Here is a 20,270-nt window from a genome sequence, read left to right as displayed (position 1 = left end):
TCTTGGCCGCATACAAAGACGTGGATGGCCGGGACAAGCCCGGCCATGACAGAATGTGTTGTTAGGCCACCGCGCGGCGACCGATGATGGCAAAGCGCAATCGGCTGGAGATCCAGTCGATTGCCGCCACGGCGACCAGGATCATCAGGATCAGAAACGAGACCTTCTGCCATTCCAGCACGCGGATTTGCTCGGCGAGCTGAAGACCGATACCGCCCGCACCGACAATGCCGATGATGGTGGCGGAGCGGGTGTTGGACTCGATGAAATACAGCACCTGTCCGGCGATGATAGGCAGAACCTGCGGCATCAAGCCGAAACGAATCTCGTGCATTGCGCTGCCGCCGGAGGCCCGAATGCCCTCGACCTGCTTCTTGTCGGCGGCTTCAATGGCTTCCGAAAACAATTTGCCGAAGGCGCCGAAATCCGAAATCGCGATCGCCAGCACGCCGGCAAACGGGCCGAGACCGACGACGTTGATCCAGACCAGCGCCCAGATCAGCGTATCGACGCCGCGGATCGAATCCAGAAACCGCCTGACCGGAAAGCGTAGCCATGCCGACGGAATGACATTGCGTGCCGCGAGCAGGCTGACCGGCAGCGCGAACACCGCGGCCAAAGTCGTGCCTAGCAAGGCGATCGACAGCGTCTCGCCCATCGCCTGCAGATAGGCAGGCAGCGACGAACCGGGATTCGGCGGGATCATCATCATGGTGATCCAGCCGAGTTCGCGCAGGCCGGTCCACATCCGCGCCGGCGAGAAATCGAGTTCATTGAGCCCAAAGATGAACAATGCCAGCGCCGCGACCAGGATGGCGGGCACGCCGGCGCGCGACGCCATCGGGCGGCTGAAGACATCAGGATAGCGCCCGCGCAATGCGGGGGTATTGATGTCAGGCTGCCTGTTCATGATCTGGCTTCCTTGCCGAACAGACGGCCGCGCAGCCAGCCCGTGCCGATGTCGATGATGAAGACCGTGACGATGATCATCAGCAGGATCGCACTGACGTCGGAATAGTAGAACTTTCTGACAGCAACGACGAGTTCCTGGCCGATGCCGCCGGCGCCGACGAAGCCCATCACGGAGGCACCACGCACATTGATCTCGAAGCGCAGCAGCGTGTAGCTCGCAAATCCGGCCGCGACCTGCGGCAGCACCGCAAAGCGCATGCAGTCGATCCAGCCCGCTCCGGTCGAGCGAATGCCTTCCACCGGCTTCATGTCGATATTCTCGACGATCTCGCCATAGAGCTTGCCGAGCGCCCCAACGCAGTGGATCGCAATGGCCAACACGCCGGCCATCGGGCCGAGGCCAAAGGCGATGACGAAGATCAGCGCGAACACGATATCCGGCACGGTCCGGCAGAATTCCATGAAGCGGCGCACGGCAAAGCGCAGCGGCACTGAGGGCGCAGTGTTCTCGGCCGCGAGAAAATTCAGCCCGAAGGCCAGCACGGCGCCGATCAGCGTACCGACATAGCTAATCAGCACGGTCTCGCCGAGCAGCGACAGCCACTTCTTCCAACCCCAGAACCATTCATTGACATCTGTCCAGACCCGGGTGCCGGCTTCGAGCGTGAAGATGCGATCGAAATAGCTGCCGAAGTTGCCGATCTTCTCGATGAAGGTCCTGAGATTAACCTCGGCGCCCAGCGCCGCGACGAACAGCGCTGCAAAGCAAGCCACCACAACGAACAGCGTGCGCAACCGCCGGCGTGCCACCGCCTTGCGATAGGCGTCGTTCAGCGCAGCGAGCTGCGGAGCCGGAAGAATGGAAACGGCGGCGGACATGATGTGCGGGCCTATCTGGGATCAAACACAGAAAAGGAGCCGGACCATTTCTGATCCGGCTCCCTTCAATCGTCTGGCGATCAGGACGCCTTCTTCTTGCGAAGCGCGTCCACGAACTTGATCAGGTCGATGGTCGCGTCCCAATCCTTGGTGGTCGCGGCGTGGAAGCCCTTCTTCTGGCCGTCCGACAGGCGATCAAAAGCCGCCTTGTCCTTGGTCGGTGCATCGACGAAGGCCTTGGCGATGGCGACCTTCAGCTCTTCCGGCAGGTCGGAGCTATAGGCATAGGGGCCGTTGATGATCGGGGCCGACTTGTGGATGATGCGGAAGTCTTCCTTCTTCATCGGCGTGCCGTCGGCATTCTTCAGCATGCCCTTGGTCAGCATCTGCTGCAGCGTCGAGTCGTTGTCGTTGGTCCACTGGTTGGCGGCGACATCGACGGTGCCCTGCGACAGCGCCAGTAGCGCATTTTCGTGGCTGCCGGTGAACACGACCTTGCTGAAATAGGTGTCGGCATCGGAGATGCCCATCTTGTCCAGCTCGAAGCGCGGCACGTTGTTGCCGGAGGTCGAATTCGGATCGACCAGACCGAGGTTCTTGCCCTTCAGATTATCGATGGTCTTGTAAGCGCTGTTCGCCTTGACGAAGAACACCGAGTAATAGCCCGTCGAGCCATCGATGTTGATGTCGTTGGCAAAGGCATCGGTCTTCACGCCGGTGAGGCGGGCGCGCGCGAACGAGGCCGAACCATAGCTGGCGATGTGGATGTTGCCGGAGCGCTGGCCTTCGATGACGGCTGCGTAGTCATTGGCGATGCGCAAATTGACCTTCACGCCGAGTTCTTTCGACAGATAGGCGACGAAGGGCGCCCAGCGCTCGGTGACGCCCGAGGCGTTTTCCGCCGGGATGATGGCGAAGGTCAGTTCCGGATACTTGGCCTTGTAATCCTGGGCCGAGGCCGAGGTGGCGGCGAAAGCCAGCGCCGCGGCGCTGAGCAGAATGGAGCGACGGTTGATCATGACAGTCCCTGTTTTGATCTGAGGTGAAACGTTTTTTCTTGGTAGAAGGCGCGTCTATCGCGGCGATGCCATCGTTACGATGACGTCACCGCGATACTTTCAACGCACGGCGATCACGCACTGCAATCACGCGACGGCGGCAACGCCGTATTCGGGAACGCGGGCGGGCGTCGGCATATGCGCCGATCCCATCACCTCGTCGGCTTCGAGATCGTAGAGTTCGCGGGCGATATGTTCGGTGAGCGCGGAAGGCGCGCCATCGAACACGACGCGGCCGGCGGACATCCCGATCAGGCGATCGCAATAGGTGCGCGCCAGATCGAGCGAATGCAGGTTGCACATCACGGTAATGCCGAAGTGCTTGTTGATACGCAGCAATGCATCCATGACGATGCGGGTGTTGCGCGGATCGAGCGAGGCGATCGGCTCATCGGCGAGGATAATGTCGGGCTGCTGCACCAAGGCGCGAGCGATGGCGACGCGTTGTTGCTGACCGCCGGAGAGCTGATCGGCGCGCTGCGAGGCATATTGCGCCATGTCGAACTGTTCCAGCGCCGACATCGCCAGCGCACGGTCGTCCTCAGGCCACATCTGGGTCAGCGAGCGCCACTGCGGCATCTCGGCCAGACGGCCCATCAGCACATTGGTCAGCACGTCGAGACGGCCGACGAGATTGAACTGCTGGAAGATCATCGCCGAGCGCGCGCGCCACTTGCGCAGATCGCGGCCCTTGAGTGCGGTAACATCGGTGCCATCAAATACGATACGGCCTTCGGTCGGCTCGCACAGGCGATTGATCATGCGCAGCATGGTCGACTTGCCGGCACCGGAACGACCGATCACGCCGACGAATGCGCCGGGCTTGATCTCGAACGACGCGTTATCGACGGCAGCCTTGGCGCCGAAACGGCACGTCAGCTTATCCACCACCAGCATGAGCCACTCCAATGACAATAGACATCGCCACCGGTAACGCCCGCGTTTAACAATGATGTGACATGTGCCCTGCGCATACGGGTTATCGTCGTTGCGGGAAAAGGACGCCCGAATTCATGTGAACGTCACGACGCCGTCACGAAACCGACCGAAGAGGTGCCCGCGCGCCAGCGCACACTCTAATATATCACCCACCGATTCCTCTTCCGTCGCACGAGCGTCACATGGCCGGAAAACAACTCTCGCTCACGCCAGCGGTCGATCCCACCGCGAAACTCGTCGATACCAAGCTCGGCGCCTATACCGAAGTCGGCGCGCGCACGATCCTCAATGAAGTGACGATGGGCGACTATTCATATGTCGTGAATGACGGCCAGATCACCTACACGACGATCGGAAAGTTCTGCTCGATTGCGGCGATGACGCGGATCAATCCCGGCAATCACCCGATGCACCGGGCGACGCAGGCCCACTTCACCTATCGCGCCAGTGCCTACTTCCCCGGCGAAAGCGACGACGCCGACTTCTTTGCCTGGCGACGCGAACATCATTGCACTATCGGCCACGATGTGTGGCTCGGCCATGGCGCCATCGTGCTGCCCGGCCGCAATATCGGCACCGGCGCGGTGATCGCCGCCGGGGCCATCGTGACCAAGGACGTCGCCCCCTATACGATCGTCGCCGGCAATCCGGCGCGGCCGGTGCGGCGACGATTTTCGGAAGCCGTGGAAGACGGGCTGATGGACCTCGCCTGGTGGAACTGGGACCACGAGATGCTACGACAGGCGCTACCGGATTTCCGCAAGCTCCCGGTCGAGGATTTCCTGAGCAAGTATAAAGGCGTCAAGGCGCCCAGACAGATGGCAGTGACATGACTGGACTTTTCATCGACGGCGGACGCACTTTGCTCGGCCAGGACATCGCCGAGACTTCGCTGCAGATTGGGGATGGCGTGATTGCGGACATCGGATCGGATGCGCCCCATGGCGTGCTCGGCCTCGATGCCTCCGATCTGCTGGTGCTGCCGGGGATCGTCGATCTGCATGGCGACGCCTTCGAGCGGCAGTTGATGCCGCGCCCCGGCGTCGACTTCCCGGTCGATGTCGCCTTGATCGACAGCGACCGGCAGGCCATCGCCAATGGCATCACCACAGTGTTTCACGGCACCACATGGTCCTGGGAGCCGGGCCTGCGCGGCGCGGAGAACGCCCGCAAGCTGCTGGATGCCATCGAGACGCTGCGGCCGAAGCTCGCCTCCGACACGCGCTTCCATCTGCGGCAGGAAACGTTCAATCTCGACGCCGAAGATGAGATCGTCGGCTGGCTGCAGGCCGGCCGCATCGATCTGCTCGCCTTCAACGATCATATGGACATCGCCGGAATCTCGAAGCCGGCGAAGCGCGAGCGGATGGTCGAACGCACCGGCCTCACGAGCGAGGCCTTCGATCAACTGGTCGAACGCGTGCTGTCGCGCACCGATGATGTGCCTGCCTCGATTGCCCGCCTCGCCAAAGCGGCGAACGCTGCCGGCGTGCCGACGCTCTCGCATGATGACGCAACCCCTGCGATGCGCGACGACTTCCGCAAGCTCGGCGTCAATATCGCCGAATTCCCGATCAACGTGGAAACCGCACAAGCCGCCGCCGATGCTGGCGACTTCATCGTGTTCGGCGCGCCCAATGTGGTGCGCGGCGGCAGCCATACCGGCTGGACCAAGGCGTCCGACATGATCGCCAAGGGCCTCTGCTCGGTGCTGGCGTCGGACTATTACTATCCCGCGCAATTGCTGGCCGCGTTCCGGCTGCTCCATGATGGCATTCTGTCGCTGCCGCAAGCTTGGGCGCTGATCTCGTCCGCACCGGCCAAGGCTGCCGGGCTCACCGACCGCGGCGAGATCGCGGGCGGGCGCCGCGCTGATTTGCTGCTCGTCGATGACAGCATCGCAATGCGTCCCCGCATCGTCGCCGTGATCGCACAGGGCAAGCTCGTGCATCTCACCGATGCCACGCGCCTGCAGCCGGCGCGTGCCATGCAACGCAAAGCTATTGCCGCGGCGTAACGCGGCTTTATGGTGCGGCCATGAGTGAATTCCCGCGTTACGCGATCTATTACGCCCCCGATGCCGACAGCGCCCTCTCCCGCTTCGGCGCTAAAATCCTCGGCTACGATCCCTTCACCGGCAATGACGTGCTGGTTCCCGGCGACCTCATCATGCAGGCGCCGGACTGGCCGGCTGTCATCAAGGATCCGCGCAAATACGGCTTTCACGCCACGCTGAAGGCACCATTTTCGCTGGCGGCGGAAGCCACCGAAGCCGACCTGATCGCAGCCTTCGATGACTTCGCGCGAATGCCCCGCGCCATCTCAGAAATCTCGCCTGTGGTTCGTATCATCAGCGGCTTCACGGCTGTGGTGCCGGATGCCCCCTCTGCTGAACTTTCCACACTGGCTCAGGCCTGCGTTGAGGGATTCGAGGTGTTCCGCGCACCGATGACGCCCAACGATCGCGCGCGCCGCAAACCGGAGAACCTGACGCCGCGGCAGGTCGAGCAGCTGGATCGTTTCGGCTATCCCTATGTGCGCGACGACTTCCGCTTTCACATGACGCTGACCGGACGGCTTGCACCCGAGCGCAGCGCCGCGGTACTGGCGATGCTGCAGCAGCGGTTCGCGACACTTGATCTCACCTCACTGCGGATCGACCGCATCGGCCTGTTCCACCAGACATCTGCGACGTCGCGCTTCCAGGTGCTGCGTCACGCGCCGCTGACGGCGACTTGACGCGTCACGAGGATGCCATCTCGTCGGCCCGTTTCCAGGCCGGAAACGGATCGGCGAGCTTGGCCCAACCGGCGATATCCATGCCGGGCTTGCCAGGCACGAGACAGGCATCGAGCCGACGACGGATATCGCTTTCATCCATGTCGGAACCGATGAAGACGATCTCCTGACGCCGGTCGCCATAGATCTCGTTCCAGTTCTTCTTCAGGGACTGCCGCCAATACGGATCGTCCGGCCAGCGATCAACGGGGACATTGGCCCACCAGAATCCCATGCCTTCGGTACGCACGATGGCGCCCGCCTGGCTGAGTTCGCCGACCCATTGTGGCCGCGTTGCCAGCCAGAAATGCCCCTTGCTACGGATCACGCCGGCCCAGCTCTCGCGCAGAAAGGCCTGAAACTTCTCGGGATCGAACGGCCGCCGCGCGCGATAGACGAAATTCGTCACGCCGTATTCTTCGGTCTCCGGCACGTGATCGGCGAAGCCATAGAGCTCCTTGTGCCAGAGCGGATGCTGCTGCGCCTTTTCAAAATCAAAACGGCCGGTATCGAGCACGCGGTCGAACGGCACGTTGGCAAAATTCGCCTCGATGATATCGGCATCGGGATTGAGCGCGCAGATGATCTTGCGCGCGCTGTTGCATTGCTCAAGCGTGGCGTCATTGACCTTGTTGAGCACGACGACATCCGCGAATTCGATCTGCTCCACCAGCAGATCCACCAGCGTGCGTTTGTCGCCGTCGAGTGCCTCGCCGCGGTCCTGCAGAAAGTCGGTGGAGGAATAGTCCTTCAGCAGGTTCACCGCATCGACGACGGTCACCATGGTATCGAGCTGCGCCACGTCGGAGAGGCTGTCGCCGTTCTCGTCGCGGAAATCGAAGGTCGCGGCCACCGGCAGCGGCTCTGCAATTCCGGTGGATTCGATCAGCAGGTAATCGAACCGCCTGCTCTCGGCGAGCGCACGCACCTCCTTCAGCAGATCGTCGCGCAGCGTGCAGCAGATGCAGCCATTGGTCATCTCGACCAGCTTCTCATCCGTCCGCGACAGGTTGGCACCGCCATCGCGAACCAGGGCCGCATCGATGTTCACCTCGCTCATGTCGTTCACAATCACCGCCACTTTCAGGCCGTGACGGTTGTTCAGCACATGGTTTAGCAAAGTTGTCTTTCCAGCCCCGAGGAAGCCGGACAAGACTGTGACGGGGAGTTTTTGCATCGAGATCGAACAGTCTTTTGAGGGTGCGGGACATTGGGCTCTTCTTATTTGTAATGTTATAACATTACAATCTTCATGCCTGTCAACCCCGCGCCAACCGATCCCGTCGGTGCGTTGTCAGCTTTTCTGATCTGCCGGAAATTCATCTGGCGCGGGTCAGCCCACGCTCAATGCCTCGACGTTAGCCTGCCCGCGCGATTGTCTCGGCATCCACCGGCTTGGCAAAGGTCACGCGGTTTCGGCCGCTGGCTTTCGAGGCGTAAAGTGCCCTGTCGGCAGCAGGTGTGAGATCGCAGGGATCGTCACCCTCGCGGCCGATGGCTATACCGACGCTGGCGCCAACGGTCAGTTCCAAGCCATCGATGATGAACGGCTCCGAGAGCGTCCGAATGATGCGGCGGCCCAGCAACATTGCCTCCTCGCGATTGCCGACGACGGATTGCACCACGACGAATTCGTCACCGCCCATGCGCACCGCGAAGTCGCCGTCGCGCAAAATTCCGCTGAGCCGGCTCGCGACCGCCTGCAGCAACGCATCGCCTACCGGATGGCCATGCACGTCGTTGACCTCCTTGAACCGATCGAGGTCGACGCTGTGAACGGCAATGAGACAGCCCACCGCCCTGGCGCGCGCGGCGATGATCGCGAGGCGTTCCTGAAAGCCAAGCCGATTGGCCAGGCCCGTCAGCGCATCGTGCCGCGCGAGGGTCGAGAATTCGTGCTTGAGCGAGATCTGCTCGATATTCTGCCGATAGATGAAACGCACGGTCTCGAAGCTGCCGAGCAGGAACGCGATCAGGATCACTGCATAGAAAGCCAGATTGCTATCGACGCGGGCGAGCGCCGCGAACGCCGTCGGCAAGGCGACCAGCATCAAGGCAGGCAATGCGATCCCCGGCCGGACGGAAATCCGACAGACGATGCCGGCCGCATAGCCGAACACCAACGCGGTCGCCAGGAGTTGATGCGCAGGATTCTTCGCCCAGAAAGTCGCTGCGCCAAGCAGGCCGATCAATCCTGCAAAGACGTAGCTGCTCCACGCGTAAAGCCGCTCCCATCGCTCGGCCGCGGCGATGGTGAAGCTGCGTTGACCTTTGCTGCGATGATAGACGCCCTCGGTGGCCACGCGGAAGATCGTGACGATCACTCCGGCTGCACTCAACCCGTAGAACCATGGATTTGCAGAACTAATGGCGACGTGACACGAGACGATGGCCAGTGTGAAGCCGGCGATCGAGAGCGGCACACGCGTCTGGAAGAGCATGTCGATGAGTTCGATCCGGACATGGTCCGGAACGCCTACGAAAATTGATCTCCAGAATTTGACCACGTCGCTTCTCCCCGAAGCACCCGATACCGCCAAAGTCTGAAATTTTCATCGGCGAACTCGCTCAAAATCTAACTGAGTTAACCGGCAGTTACCAATCGCACGCTTGTCCGTCAGGCGCGGAGCGTCTTCCTCTGGATGCAGAGAATTCGAGTTTATCCGGGTAGAAGACTGGCGAACTCCGGACCAGTCATGGCGCGACGGGGCCTGAAGCTCGCCATCGCGCCTTGTCCTGATCGATCAGAAACCGAGTGCGAGGCCGTCCTTGCGGTGGTCCGAGGCGCCGAGCAGCACGCCGCGCTCGTAATCGATCTGGATCGCCTGGCAACCGCCGATGCCGGTATCCATCATCTGCAGCGTATGGCCGCGGCCGGCCAGATCGTTGCGCACCGCTTCCGGGATGGTCTTTTCAAGCTGCAGCAGGTTGTTGGTCGCGAACGAGCGCGGCGCCTCGGCAGCGGCCTGGATGTCCATCTTGCGGTCGATCACATCGGATATGAACTGGGCATGGCCGGTGGCCTGATAGTGGCCACCCATTACGCCGAACGGCATGACCGCGCGACCGTTTTTCATCAGCATACCCGGGATGATCGTGTGCATCGGACGCTTGCGCGGGCCGAGTGAATTCACATGGCCGGGCTTAGCGCGGAAACTCCAGCCGCGGTGATGCAGCAGCACGCCGGACTTCTTTGCATAGATGCCGCTGCCGAACGGGCCGAACAGCGAATTGATCAGGGACACGGCGTTGAGATCGCGGTCGACCACGGTCAGATAGACGGTGTCCTTGTGGATGACCGAGTCCCAATGCTCTTCCGGCGAAGCGTGCTTCATGTCGATCTTGGCGCGGAGGTCGCCGATGAACTTGTCCGACAGAAAGCGCTCGACATCGACCTGCCCGTAAGCAGGATCGCAGAAATAGGCATCGCGCGTGCGATAGGCCGCCTTGGTCGCCTCGGCGAGCACATGGATACGGTCGGCCTCGCTTAGATTGGCCATGTCGTAGCCGGCCAGCACGCGCAGGATCATCAGTGCGGCGAGTCCCTGGCCGTTTGGCGGGCATTCGGCGACATCATAGCCGTGATGATTGGCCGAGATCGGCGTCACATAGTCGGAGCGCTGCTCATTGAAATCATCGGCCTCGTGCACGCCGCCAACGGCACGCAACGTGGTGATGATGTCGTCGGCCACCTGGCCTTGGTAGAAGCCGTTACGGCCCTCGCGCGCGACCCGGCGCAGCGTGGCAGCGAGCGCCGGCTGGACACGCTTGTCGCCGATCGCGGGGGCATGGCCGCCCGGCAGGTACTGCGCGGTCGCGTCGGGATGCAGTTCCAGCTTGCGGCGCCATTTGGCCCAATCGGCGGACACGCGCGGCGTGATGAGGAAGCCATTCTCGGCGGCGTCGATGGCGGCGGCAAACACGTCGGCCAGCGGCTTCGAGCCGTGATCCTTGCTCAGCGTGCACCAGGCATCGATGGCGCCGGGCACGGTGACGGTCTCGACGCAGGTCTCGGGAATGTCGCGGACGCCGGACGCCGCATATTTCTCGGAATCGATCTTGGCCGGCGTACGGCCGGAGCCGTTCAGCGCGATCGGCGCGCCGCCCTTCGGCGAATAGAGGGCAAAACAGTCGCCGCCAATGCCGGTCATCGCCGGATCGGCCACGCATTGCACGGCGACTGCCGCCAGCGCCGCATCGATGGCATTGCCGCCCGACTTCAGCATCTCCACAGCAGCCAGCGTCGCCAACGGATGCGAGGTTGCGGCCATCCCGTGCTCGGCAACGGCGACGGAACGGGCAACGGCCATGAAATCACGCATGAGAGTCCTCTATCGGTACGAAGCCGCCTGGCGCAGATCGCGCGACGAGGCGGGAGAGATGCGGTCGAGCGCCGAGCAGATCGGCCCCCAGGCGCGCGGGGATGGCGTGTGGTTTAGCGTGTGAATCGGCAGTGCGGTAGCCGTTATGACAACAATGAGACTGGCAGCCGCTACCGCGAATACGATATCGCGCCGCAACCCAGCCGTGCATCTGACTAGCTAGCTCCCGACTGAACGGCGCGGCGCTGAGCGCGCAGTCTCATATTCATCGCGCGTGCGGGCGACCAGCGTCGCTACGGGCTCGATTGCAGCAACACCAGAGACAGAGTGGCCTGCGCTCCAGACGTCGCGCCATCGCTTGACCCCGGACGTCGCCTGCCGGCCATAGAGCGCATCGGCGCGTTCTTTGGTCATGTCCGTCGGCAGATCTTTCGGATCAAGGCCCGCGGCGACAATCGAGGGAACCAGCGTATTGGTTTCCAGGCCGGTGAAAGCCCGTGACAGCAGGACATCGTCGAGCTCGGACGTGACGAGCATCCGCTTGTACTCGTCCACCGCCATGCTCTCCTTGGTGGCAATGAACTTGGTGCCCATATAGCTGAGATCACAGCCGAGCACCTCGGCGGCAAACACCGCCTGCCCGTCCGACACACCGCCGGCCAGCACGACCGGCCCCTCCCAGAACGAGCGAACCGCACGCACAAACGAAAAACCGTTGACCCAGCCGGTCTGCCCGCCGGCACCCGCCGTTAGCAAGACGAGCCCATCGACTCCCGCTGCAATGGCTTTCTTCGCATGCCGGATCGAAGCTACATCGGCAAACACCATACAGCCTGCCTCATGCAGCGGACCGACGACCGCATCCGGCGGTCCGACGCTGGTGATCACCATCTCGCAGCCATGCCGGATCACCGTCGCCAGATCATCCTGCAAGCTCTCGCGACGAATGATGAGATTCGGACAGAACGGCGCGTCGTCCGGCCCGAGCGCGCCGAGAATGCGCGCTATCCAGCCATCGAGTTCATCATCGGTTCGACAATTGGCCGTCGGAAACGAACCGATCACGCCAGCCCTGCACGCGGCAATGACGAGTTCCGGGCCTGACACGCGAAACATCGGCGCTGCGACCAAAGGCACCGACAGCCGCGGCCGAATTGTTTCCGTAAACCGCGCGGCACTCGCTTTGCCGCTGAGGTCGTCGATCCCGTGGCGGTCGCCCGAAGACAGCAGCATTTGTTCCCATCCCTCTCATTTTTCGGGAGGATAGCCGGAATTCCCTGGCGACCGCTATAAGCCGGACGGAATGTCCGGCATGATGCGGCTACTGCCCGGCATGGTGTTCGCCAATGATCACTTCAGGCTGATGGCGGATAACAGCTATCGCCTCAACCGGCGCATGCTCAACACGCGGATCGAGTTGGCGATCGCGATGTTCTGCAGGCCTGCCTGTTTACGTATCCGATTTCTTAACCGATTGATCACCATAATCGGCCAAGCTGCGCCATTGCGCGGCATACCGCCGCGCGCGCTTGGACCGGATACGGCATGTTCCAGATGTTCCTGCGGGCTCGTGCCCAGAACTATCTTCGCAGCCTTGTCGGTGAGCGTGAGTTCAGGGCGCGTTCGGCTGAGCGCGATGCCGAAACTGATCGCGAGCGGCTGGATTACGTCCTTTCGGCCCTCGATAGCGCACTCAGCAATGCCGAAGCCGAGCAGGCCGGCCTCACCCGTCGCGTTGACGATGTGCTGGCGCGCGCGGCTGTAACCTTCGGCAATGGGGACGATGAGTATCTGACCCGGGAGAAGCTCGACAGCGATCACCTGGACCTGTTCGAGACCGAAATTTCAAACGGCCAGCGCCGGTTGCGTGACCTTGCTGTCAGCATCTCGCACTTCAAGTTCCTGAAGACCGCCATGTTGTCGCGGTTTCCGGATTACAAAGGGCCGGGGTCGCGGGCATCATCGTAACGGCAGACGCCTATTCGCTTCGAGCGGAATCCTTGGCATCGCTCCAGCGCCGCTTGAAGCCTGCCGCATCCGGCGAACTGCCATCGCGATTGCGCCGCCGCTCACCGCTGAATGTCCGCATGTGGTCGTTCACAAATGACATCAGTTCGTTGCGGAAACGCTCAGCCGAGAATTTCTCGGCTTGCATCCGGCAGTCAGCACGCGAAAATGAGCTTTCATTCGCCACGAAGGCACGGACGCATTCCGCAATCGCTTTCGGCTCGTTGGAATCGAAGAACATGCCGGTGCGCAATTCGGGAGAGGCCGAAACCGTCTCGCGCGCGCCGCCGCGGCCGAACGCCAGAACCGGCGCCCCCTCGGATTCCGCTTCGACAACGATGATCCCGAAGTCCTCCTCGGCGGCAAAGACGAAGGCACGCGCCGTTGCCATCAATTCGCGCAGCTTCTCATCACTGACGAAGCCGACAAATGTCACGTTCGGGCCAGCGATTGCCTTCAGCCGTTCCGCATCCGGGCCGTCGCCTGCAACGATCAGCTTCTGATCCGGCAGTTCGGCAAAGGCTTGGATCACGGCCTCGATCTTCTTGTAGGGCACCAGGCGACTTGCCGCGAGGAAGTGGTCCCCGACCGGCAGATCGGGCGGCAGCTTCGACATGGTCACCGGCGGATAGATGACCTTGGCGTCGCGGCCATAGACCTTCTTGATCCGCTTGGCGACGAAATTGGAGTTCGCCAGCATGGCGTCCGGACCGTGGGCCGTGCGCACGTCCCAGATCCGGATGCGGTGCAGCAGTGCCCGCGCCAACGCGCTCTTGATGCCGGCGGTGTAGCCGCTTTCATTCAGATAAGCGTGCTGCAGATCCCACGCATAACGCATCGGCGAATGCACATAGGACACGTGGAGCTGGTTCGGACCGGTAATCACGCCCTTGGCCACCGCATAACTGCTGGAAATAACCAGGTCGTAGCCCGACAGATCGAACTGCTCGATCGCGATCGGCATGAGTGGCAAATATGACCGATGACGTTTGCGGATGAACGGCATCTTCTGCAGGAAGCTGGTACGCGCCTTCTTGAAGCCGATCTTGGCGCGATCTTCCGGCGTCAGCACATCGAACAGCGTGAACACGTCCGCTTCCGGATAGCACTGCAATATCTCGCGCAGCACCTGCTCGGCACCGCCCAGCGTGTAGAGCCAATCGTGGACGACAGCGACGCGCATAGGACCTCAACGGCGGAAACGACGAATGTGGGCTGACCTGAAAATAGACCAATGCGCCCCTTCTACAATCCACTCCTACAACTTGCGTTAATTCGATTGCGAACTGTCGGTAAAAATTGAATCAATTCAGATGTGTTCTGATAATCTCTGGGGAAGATGCTACTCGGTTCGTCGGACGCGGTCGGCACCATATCCATCCAGGGCAGAAGAGCGCGCATTCTGGCGCACCATCCGCGCCGTTCAGCATAACGAGAGTTTTTGCGCATGATGACGTTACGCCAGGTTGAAGTGATCCGCGCCGTCATGGTGACGGGCACCATTGGCGGCGCTGCCAAACTCCTGAATGTGTCCGCGCCCGGCATCAGCCGCCTGGTCAAATACACCGAGAAGTCGCTCGGCATCCGCTTCTTCCAGCGCCAGAACGGACGCTACTTCCCGACGCCTGAAGCGCAGAATATTTTCGAGCAGATCAACGGTGTCTACAAGAAAGTCGACGATCTCACCGAGATCATCTCGAAGATCGGCCACGGAACACTGTCGGAATTGCGCATTGGATCGGTTCCCAGTATCTCGCAGGTGATGGTGCCACGCGCCATCGAGCAGGTGCGGCGGCGTTATCCAGGCCTGCGGATTGACATCAACATTCTCAAGCTTGAGGAGGCGATCGACTATCTGCTGCTCGGTCGCGGCGACTGCGTCGCCATGAGCTATCGGCTCGAACATCCCGGGCTCGACTTTATGCCGCTGGCATCCGGCGAATTGTTCTGCATCGTGCCAGAGGGACACGAACTCGCAGGTCGCAAACAGGTCTCGGCCAAGGAGATCATTCGGTATCCCCTCATCGGCATCGATCCCAACGATCCCTACGGTCGGATCATGGCGGAGATCTTCGCCCGCAATAAACTCAAATACGACATCACCATCCGGGCGAGATTTGGCACCACGGTCTGTGCCCTGGTGAAGGCAGGATTGGGCATCGCGGTCATCGACCAGTTCACGGTGGCCCATGGCGGCTATCCCGGCGTCGAGGTGATCCGCATCGTCGAGCCGACCCGGTTCGATACCTATGTCGCCGTGAAACGCGGCGCGCCGCTGTCACTGCATATCGAGCATTTCATCGACTGCCTGCGCACCGAGATGCGCGCAGTCGGCTCTCACAAAATTGCCGCTGCAAAGCCAGTCTCGCGCGTCCGTAAAAAATAACATCATGTTATGTTTGTTGTATAACAGGGTAATTGTGTTAGATCGCCGCCGCGCTATCTTCTGTCCCGTTTCCGATGATGATTGAAAGTATTGGCCATCCGTTCATGACCTCTTCGACGCCCCATACCCCGGCGACGGGCCAACGTTTCCTCACCGGCCTGCTCGGCGCGCCGATCGCGCATTCAGCGTCACCGGCGATGCATGAGCGGGCCGCCGAGGCCATGGGTGCACGCTGTTACTATCAGCTGATCGAGATCGCCGGTGCGGACCGCAGCGGATTGCACGCCATTCTGGACAGCGTCCGTCGCCTCGGTTTTGCCGGCATAAACGTGACCTTCCCCTATAAGGAAGCCATAGTCGATCTGCTCGACGAGCTCTCGCCCGGGGCCAAGGCCATCGGCGCCGTCAACACCGTCGTGGTCCGCGACGGCGGGCTGACTGGCCACAACACCGACACCACGGGCTTTGCACGGGCCGCCAAGCAACTGGTCGCCAATTCCAACCACGGCCCGGTCGCGGTCATCGGCACCGGCGGCGTCGGCAAGGCCATCGCCTTTGCGCTGGCTGATCTCGGCGTTTCCGAGATCAGGATCTTCGATACGGACGCGGCCAAGGCCCGGCATCTCGTTTCCCTGCTCCACAACAAGCAAAGCATCCGCGTGGCGGACAGCGTCGATGACGCCGTTCGCGGCGCGGTCGGCATCGTCAACGGCACACCCATCGGCATGTTGCCCAACCGCGGCACGCCAGTGCCCGATGCGCTGCTGCATGCGGAAGCGTGGGTTGCGGATGCCGTGTATTCCCCGCTGTGGACGCCGCTGCTCAACGCGGCCAAGGCCAAAGGCGCGCCGGTCATGACCGGCCGCGATCTGGCGATCTACCAGGCCGCCGATGCCTTTGAGTTGTTTACAGGATTTGCGCCTTCACCGACTGAAATGGGAATTGCTTTCGACGCCGTCATGGTCAAAAGGTACCCGACACCAAACGCAGCCTGAATGAAGCGGCCGCTCATAAGGCCGCACCCACAAACACAACAATAGCAACAGGAGGATTCCATGAAGCCAGTTTTTTTGGCGAGCGCCCTGCTCGCGACTGTATTGACCGGTGCTGCCATCGCGCAGTCCGGAGCCCCTATTAAACTCGCCAATGTCGCCGAATTGTCCGGCGGCGGCGCCACCGTCGGCACCAACTGGAAGAACGGCATCGATCTCGCGATCGAAGAAATCAATTCCAAGGGCGGTGTACTCGGCCGCAAGCTGGAAGTGACCCATGCAGACTCGCAGTCCAACCCCGGTGTCGCCCGCGCCCAGGTTCAGAAGGCACTGGACGCCGAGCCTTATGTGCTGCTCGGGCCCGGCTATTCCGGTTCGGTGAAGGTCACCGCGCCGCTCGCCGCCGAAGCCGGCATCGCACAAATCATGGGCGGCGAAGCCGCTGAACTCACGACAACCGGCAACAAGTTTCTGTTCCGGACGTCGTTTGGCCAGCAGTCGTCCATGCCCAAGGTCGCCAAATACATCAATGACGAATTGAAGGCGAAGTCGGTCGCCATCGTTTGGGTTAACAATGACTTCGGCAAAGGCGGGCGCGATTCCATCAGCAAGGAATTCGCCAAGTACAATATCAAAGTCGCGGCCGATCTCTCCACCGAAGCCGGCCAGGCCGATTTCGCGGCCGATGTCAGCAAGATCAAGTCGGCAGCGCCGGATGCAGTCTTTGTTTACGTCAACGAAGAAGAGAGCGCGCGCATACTCAAGGAGTTGAAACGCCAGGGCATCACTGTGCCGCTGGTCGGCGAAACCACGCTGGTCGGACAGAAGGTCGTCGAACTCGCCGGCGACGCGGCCAATGGCGCGCGCGGCCATGTCGGCCTCACCACCGACGCGCCGGTCGAACTGATCAAGGCGTTCCGCGACAAGTTCGTGAAGAAGTACAACTACGTCCCAGACCATAACGGCCTCAAGGGCTGGCTCGCGATCTACATGATCAAGGCCACCACCGAGAAGATGGGCAAGGTCGATTCCAAGGGCTTCGCCGATGCCCTGCACGGCTTCACAATCACCGCCGCCAAGGAGCCGGGCATCCTGATGGACGCGACCTTCGACGCCAATGGCGACATCGATAGACAGGGTTTCCTCGTCGAGATCGTCGAGGGCAAGCAGGTCGTCAAGCAGGTGCTGCCAAAGCTCGGCAACTGAGGCCTCGCGTACTTAACCTCTCCCCGCTTGCGGGGAGAGGTCGGAGCCAAGCGGAAGCGAGGCTTCGGGTGAGGGGGAGCGAGTGTTTTACTTGCAAGAACCCCTCACCCCAGCCCTCTCCCCGCAAGCGGGGCGAGGGAGCGCGCGGCCGGTGCTTTAGCTGCCAGCCATTTGGAGAACCACATGTCCAACCTTCTCGATCTCCTCATCGCAGGTCTTGCCACCGGGGCGATCTACGCGATCGTCGCCGTCGGCTTCACACTGCTGTGGCAGACCTCACAGACCATCAATTTCGCGCAGGGCGAATTCGTCATGCTGCCGGCCTTCCTGATGCTGGCGGTGATGCATGCCGGCGCACCGTTCTGGCTGGCGATCCTGATTGGCATCGCGCTGTCGCTGCTGCTGCTGGGCCTCGGCTTCAAAATGTTGCTGGTCGATCCAATGCTGCGCCATGGCGTGCTGCCGCTGGCGATTGCGACCATGGCCCTGGCCATCGGCATCAAGGAAGCCGCCAAGCAATTCTGGAGTGCCGAAGCCTCACCGTTTCCATCGATCATCCCGGGCGGTGACGTCACGATTTTCGGCCGCGTCGTCGCCCTGCAGAGCATTGGCGTGCTGGTGCTAGCGATTCTCGCCGTGCTCGGCCTGACAACGCTGCTGAACCGCACCTCCATCGGTCACCAGATGCAGGCTGCCGCGCAAAACCCGACCGTCGCGCGCATCATTGGCGTGCCCGTTGAACGCATGATCCTGCTGACCTTCCTGATCAACGCGTTTCTGGTCGCGCTGGCCTCACTCCTCATCACGCCGATCTATCTCGCTAAATTCTCCAACGGAGAAGTGCTCGGCCAGGCCGCGTTCATCGCCGCCATTGTCGGCGGCTTCAACCAGGTCCGCGGCGCCATTGCCGGCGGCCTGCTGATCGGCGTCGTCGACAATCTGTCAGCCGCCTATGTCTCCACCCAGTATCGCGCCGCCGTGCCATTGGTTCTGCTGATCGCGATCATTCTGTTTCGGCCGCAAGGCATGTTTGGCCGGCCTGAGGAGCGCACCGTATGACCGCGGCGAAGACCCTCAAGATCGGCTTCGGCATCGTTGTCATTGCCGCGCTGATCATCGTCCCGATGAATTTCAACCGCTACGGTCTGTTCATCCTGAGCCAGTGGGCTGTGATGACCATCGCCGCCATGGGGCTCAATCTGACGCTGGGCTATGCCGGGCAGGTCTCGCTGGCGCAGGGCGCCTTTGTCGGCATCGGCGCTTATATGGCTGCGATCATGACATCGAACGGCCTGCCGCTCATCGGCGCGCTCGGCGTCGCCATCGTGCTGTGTTTCGCTATCGGCTGGATCCTCGGCTATCCCGCCCTGCGCGTACAGCACCACTATCTGGCTTTTGTCACCCTCGCCTTTTCGACGCTCGCTTTTCTCGTGTTTCGGAACGAGGATTGGCTGACCAAGGGCATCTACGGCATCAGCAACATTCCTCGCCCGGAAATCTTCGGCTATCCGACGCGGCGGCCGTTGCCGTTCTATTATGTCTGTCTGGGATCGCTCGGCATCGTCTCACTGGCTGTCTGGTGGCTGATCCGCTCGCCCTGGGGCCGCGCTTTCATTGCGCTGCGCGAAAATCCCGTTCGTGCGCTCTCGCTCGGCATCGACACAAGGCGCTATACGCTGATGGCCTTTGCAATTGGTTCCGCACTCGGCGGTGTCGCGGGCACGCTCTATGCGCCGCTGACCCAATATGTCGATCCCGTGCCGTTCCACCTGTCGCTGTCGCTCGATCTCTTGATGATGGTGATCGTCGGCGGCTCCGGTTTCTTCTTCGGGCCGTTCCTTGGCGCGATGATCGCCGTGCTGTTGCCTGAATGGCTGCGCTTCACGCAGGGTTACTATCTGATGCTCTATGCCATCGCAGTGATCCTGCTGCTGATCTACTCACCCACCGGTATTCTCGGCATTCTCGATCGTTACATCTCCGAACGCCGCACCAAGGCAGCGTCCGCATTACGTGCGGTCGCCAAAGCGAAACTGGAAACGGCCCCATGACCGCGGTTCTCGAAGTCAGCAATATCCGCAAGAGCTTTGGCGGCATCACCGCTGTCAACGGCGTCTCGTTCGATGTGCAGGAAGGGGAAATCCTCGGCCTGATCGGTCCGAACGGCTGCGGCAAGTCCACTTTGTTCAACTGCATCCTCGGCCAGCTCACGCCAAGCGCCGGCGAAGTGAAGGTCGACGGCAAGGTGGTCACCGGCATGCGGCCTTCGGAGCTGAACGGCCTCGGTGTCAGCCGCACGTTTCAATTGCTGCAGGTATTCCCGAAGCTGTCGGTGCGCGAAAACCTGATCCTTGCCGGTCAGGAACACCAAGGTAACATGCTGTCGCGCCTACTCGGCCCATCCGATGCCGGACTGACCGAGGCGGCCAACCAGATGATCGGCTTCTTCAAGCTCGACCATCTCGCCGATGAGCCCGCCGGCGGCCTCTCTTATGGCCAGCAGAAACTGCTCGATGCCGCGATGGCCTTCATGGGCGGACCGCGCCTCGTGCTGCTCGACGAGCCTGCCGGCGGCGTCAACCTGACCATGCTCGCGGATCTCAAGGACCGCCTCGCGGCGATCAACCGGGAGAAGCGCGCCACTTTCGTTGTCATCGAGCACAACATGGAATTCGTGATGTCGCTCTGCACACGCGTGATGGTGATGGCCGAAGGCAAGGTTCTTGCGGTGGGGCGACCGGACGAAATCCGCGCCAATCCTGCCGTGATCGAAGCCTATCTGGGACATTGA

General features: G+C 61.6%; 19 protein-coding genes. 10 read left to right on the top strand and 9 right to left on the bottom strand.

The features are described 5' to 3' along the window. Positions 1-61 precede the first annotated feature (61 nt). From phnE (AB8B02_RS30365) to phnC, 4 genes are all read right to left on the bottom strand, one after another. A complete protein-coding gene (gene phnE, locus AB8B02_RS30365) occupies positions 62-910 on the bottom strand; it encodes a phosphonate ABC transporter, permease protein PhnE (protein ID WP_120288522.1) in 849 nt (282 codons plus the stop codon). Continuing rightward, entirely contained in the window at positions 907-1,791 is an 885-nt protein-coding gene (gene phnE / locus AB8B02_RS30360; RefSeq protein WP_093759421.1) for a phosphonate ABC transporter, permease protein PhnE, read from the bottom strand. The genes phnE (AB8B02_RS30365) and phnE (AB8B02_RS30360) overlap by 4 nt, the downstream gene beginning before the upstream one ends. An 80-nt stretch (positions 1,792-1,871) precedes the next feature. Then, on the bottom strand, positions 1,872-2,810 hold the full coding sequence (gene phnD, locus AB8B02_RS30355) for a phosphonate ABC transporter substrate-binding protein (protein WP_093759422.1): 939 nt from the start codon (positions 2,808-2,810) through the stop codon (positions 1,872-1,874). A gap of 126 nt (positions 2,811-2,936) precedes the next feature. Next, positions 2,937-3,746, bottom strand: coding sequence for a phosphonate ABC transporter ATP-binding protein (gene phnC, locus AB8B02_RS30350; protein ID WP_120288521.1), 810 nt, complete (start codon positions 3,744-3,746; stop codon positions 2,937-2,939). Between the two features lie 224 nt (positions 3,747-3,970). On the opposite strand from phnC, the gene AB8B02_RS30345 reads away from it, so the two are divergent. From AB8B02_RS30345 to AB8B02_RS30335, 3 genes are read left to right on the top strand one after another with little or no spacing between them, the layout of a single operon-like run. Next, positions 3,971-4,621 carry a chloramphenicol acetyltransferase gene (locus AB8B02_RS30345; RefSeq protein WP_120288520.1) on the top strand — a complete coding sequence of 217 codons (651 nt, stop codon included), beginning with the start codon at positions 3,971-3,973 and terminating at the stop codon, positions 4,619-4,621. Continuing rightward, positions 4,618-5,805 carry an alpha-D-ribose 1-methylphosphonate 5-triphosphate diphosphatase gene (locus AB8B02_RS30340; RefSeq protein WP_120288519.1) on the top strand — a complete coding sequence of 396 codons (1,188 nt, stop codon included), beginning with the start codon at positions 4,618-4,620 and terminating at the stop codon, positions 5,803-5,805. The genes AB8B02_RS30345 and AB8B02_RS30340 overlap by 4 nt, the downstream gene beginning before the upstream one ends. Positions 5,806-5,825: 20 nt before the next feature. Next, positions 5,826-6,527 carry a DUF1045 domain-containing protein gene (locus AB8B02_RS30335; protein WP_120288518.1) on the top strand — a complete coding sequence of 234 codons (702 nt, stop codon included), beginning with the start codon at positions 5,826-5,828 and terminating at the stop codon, positions 6,525-6,527. Positions 6,528-6,531: 4 nt separating this feature from the next. Here the strand turns inward: AB8B02_RS30335 and zigA are convergent, their stop codons facing one another. From zigA to AB8B02_RS30315, 4 genes are all read right to left on the bottom strand, one after another. Then, complete coding sequence (gene zigA, locus AB8B02_RS30330) at positions 6,532-7,743, bottom strand: zinc metallochaperone GTPase ZigA (RefSeq protein ID WP_120288517.1); 1,212 nt, start codon at positions 7,741-7,743, stop codon at positions 6,532-6,534. Between the two features lie 181 nt (positions 7,744-7,924). Beyond that, positions 7,925-9,073: a GGDEF domain-containing protein gene (locus AB8B02_RS30325; RefSeq protein ID WP_089262027.1), complete on the bottom strand. Its 1,149-nt coding sequence runs from the start codon at positions 9,071-9,073 to the stop codon at positions 7,925-7,927. Positions 9,074-9,310: 237 nt separating this feature from the next. Beyond that, positions 9,311-10,888 (bottom strand): gamma-glutamyltransferase family protein, encoded by a 1,578-nt coding sequence (locus AB8B02_RS30320; protein WP_120288516.1) that lies wholly within the window; start codon positions 10,886-10,888, stop codon positions 9,311-9,313. Between the two features lie 219 nt (positions 10,889-11,107). Continuing rightward, a complete protein-coding gene (locus tag AB8B02_RS30315) occupies positions 11,108-12,121 on the bottom strand; it encodes an NAD(P)H-dependent flavin oxidoreductase (RefSeq protein ID WP_439065884.1) in 1,014 nt (337 codons plus the stop codon). A gap of 312 nt (positions 12,122-12,433) precedes the next feature. Here AB8B02_RS30315 and AB8B02_RS30310 point away from each other — a divergent pair, with 312 nt between their 5' ends. Then, positions 12,434-12,856, top strand: a complete 423-nt coding sequence (locus AB8B02_RS30310) for a hypothetical protein (RefSeq protein ID WP_116661170.1) — start codon at positions 12,434-12,436, stop codon at positions 12,854-12,856. 10 nt (positions 12,857-12,866) lie between these two features. Here AB8B02_RS30310 and AB8B02_RS30305 read toward each other — a convergent pair whose 3' ends face one another. After that, positions 12,867-14,078, bottom strand: coding sequence for a glycosyltransferase (locus tag AB8B02_RS30305; RefSeq protein WP_089262037.1), 1,212 nt, complete (start codon positions 14,076-14,078; stop codon positions 12,867-12,869). Positions 14,079-14,342: 264 nt separating this feature from the next. Here AB8B02_RS30305 and AB8B02_RS30300 point away from each other — a divergent pair, with 264 nt between their 5' ends. From AB8B02_RS30300 to AB8B02_RS30275, 6 genes are all read left to right on the top strand, one after another. Further along, positions 14,343-15,281: a LysR family transcriptional regulator gene (locus tag AB8B02_RS30300; protein ID WP_120288514.1), complete on the top strand. Its 939-nt coding sequence runs from the start codon at positions 14,343-14,345 to the stop codon at positions 15,279-15,281. A gap of 104 nt (positions 15,282-15,385) precedes the next feature. After that, entirely contained in the window at positions 15,386-16,276 is an 891-nt protein-coding gene (locus AB8B02_RS30295; RefSeq protein ID WP_120289122.1) for a shikimate dehydrogenase, read from the top strand. Positions 16,277-16,336: 60 nt separating this feature from the next. Continuing rightward, positions 16,337-17,479 (top strand): ABC transporter substrate-binding protein, encoded by a 1,143-nt coding sequence (locus AB8B02_RS30290; protein WP_089262041.1) that lies wholly within the window; start codon positions 16,337-16,339, stop codon positions 17,477-17,479. Positions 17,480-17,662: 183 nt separating this feature from the next. After that, positions 17,663-18,538: a branched-chain amino acid ABC transporter permease gene (locus AB8B02_RS30285; protein ID WP_120288513.1), complete on the top strand. Its 876-nt coding sequence runs from the start codon at positions 17,663-17,665 to the stop codon at positions 18,536-18,538. Further along, positions 18,535-19,530, top strand: coding sequence for a branched-chain amino acid ABC transporter permease (locus tag AB8B02_RS30280; protein WP_439065883.1), 996 nt, complete (start codon positions 18,535-18,537; stop codon positions 19,528-19,530). The genes AB8B02_RS30285 and AB8B02_RS30280 overlap by 4 nt, the downstream gene beginning before the upstream one ends. Then, positions 19,527-20,270 (top strand): ABC transporter ATP-binding protein, encoded by a 744-nt coding sequence (locus AB8B02_RS30275; RefSeq protein WP_089262045.1) that lies wholly within the window; start codon positions 19,527-19,529, stop codon positions 20,268-20,270. The genes AB8B02_RS30280 and AB8B02_RS30275 overlap by 4 nt, the downstream gene beginning before the upstream one ends.

Origin of the sequence: Tardiphaga sp. 862_B3_N4_1 (genome assembly GCF_051811085.1) — a bacterium.
GTDB classification, from domain to species: domain Bacteria; phylum Pseudomonadota; class Alphaproteobacteria; order Rhizobiales; family Xanthobacteraceae; genus Tardiphaga; species Tardiphaga robiniae.
This window is presented reverse-complemented; position numbering and strand designations above follow the sequence as displayed.

What these genes read in the sequence shown, in the direction of transcription:
- AB8B02_RS30280 (WP_439065883.1), top strand. Translation starts at nt 18,535, where the DNA reads ATGACCGCGGCGAAGACCCTCAAGATCGGCTTCGGCATCGTTGTCATT.
- phnC (WP_120288521.1), bottom strand. Translation starts at nt 3,746, where the DNA reads ATGCTGGTGGTGGATAAGCTGACGTGCCGTTTCGGCGCCAAGGCTGCC.
- AB8B02_RS30345 (WP_120288520.1), top strand. Translation starts at nt 3,971, where the DNA reads ATGGCCGGAAAACAACTCTCGCTCACGCCAGCGGTCGATCCCACCGCG.
- AB8B02_RS30295 (WP_120289122.1), top strand. Translation starts at nt 15,386, where the DNA reads ATGACCTCTTCGACGCCCCATACCCCGGCGACGGGCCAACGTTTCCTC.
- zigA (WP_120288517.1), bottom strand. Translation starts at nt 7,743, where the DNA reads ATGCAAAAACTCCCCGTCACAGTCTTGTCCGGCTTCCTCGGGGCTGGA.
- AB8B02_RS30310 (WP_116661170.1), top strand. Translation starts at nt 12,434, where the DNA reads ATGTTCCAGATGTTCCTGCGGGCTCGTGCCCAGAACTATCTTCGCAGC.
- phnE (WP_093759421.1), bottom strand. Translation starts at nt 1,791, where the DNA reads ATGTCCGCCGCCGTTTCCATTCTTCCGGCTCCGCAGCTCGCTGCGCTG.
- phnD (WP_093759422.1), bottom strand. Translation starts at nt 2,810, where the DNA reads ATGATCAACCGTCGCTCCATTCTGCTCAGCGCCGCGGCGCTGGCTTTC.
- AB8B02_RS30285 (WP_120288513.1), top strand. Translation starts at nt 17,663, where the DNA reads ATGTCCAACCTTCTCGATCTCCTCATCGCAGGTCTTGCCACCGGGGCG.
- AB8B02_RS30320 (WP_120288516.1), bottom strand. Translation starts at nt 10,888, where the DNA reads ATGCGTGATTTCATGGCCGTTGCCCGTTCCGTCGCCGTTGCCGAGCAC.
- AB8B02_RS30290 (WP_089262041.1), top strand. Translation starts at nt 16,337, where the DNA reads ATGAAGCCAGTTTTTTTGGCGAGCGCCCTGCTCGCGACTGTATTGACC.
- phnE (WP_120288522.1), bottom strand. Translation starts at nt 910, where the DNA reads ATGAACAGGCAGCCTGACATCAATACCCCCGCATTGCGCGGGCGCTAT.
- AB8B02_RS30305 (WP_089262037.1), bottom strand. Translation starts at nt 14,078, where the DNA reads ATGCGCGTCGCTGTCGTCCACGATTGGCTCTACACGCTGGGCGGTGCC.
- AB8B02_RS30275 (WP_089262045.1), top strand. Translation starts at nt 19,527, where the DNA reads ATGACCGCGGTTCTCGAAGTCAGCAATATCCGCAAGAGCTTTGGCGGC.
- AB8B02_RS30300 (WP_120288514.1), top strand. Translation starts at nt 14,343, where the DNA reads ATGATGACGTTACGCCAGGTTGAAGTGATCCGCGCCGTCATGGTGACG.
- AB8B02_RS30335 (WP_120288518.1), top strand. Translation starts at nt 5,826, where the DNA reads ATGAGTGAATTCCCGCGTTACGCGATCTATTACGCCCCCGATGCCGAC.
- AB8B02_RS30340 (WP_120288519.1), top strand. Translation starts at nt 4,618, where the DNA reads ATGACTGGACTTTTCATCGACGGCGGACGCACTTTGCTCGGCCAGGAC.
- AB8B02_RS30315 (WP_439065884.1), bottom strand. Translation starts at nt 12,121, where the DNA reads ATGCTGCTGTCTTCGGGCGACCGCCACGGGATCGACGACCTCAGCGGC.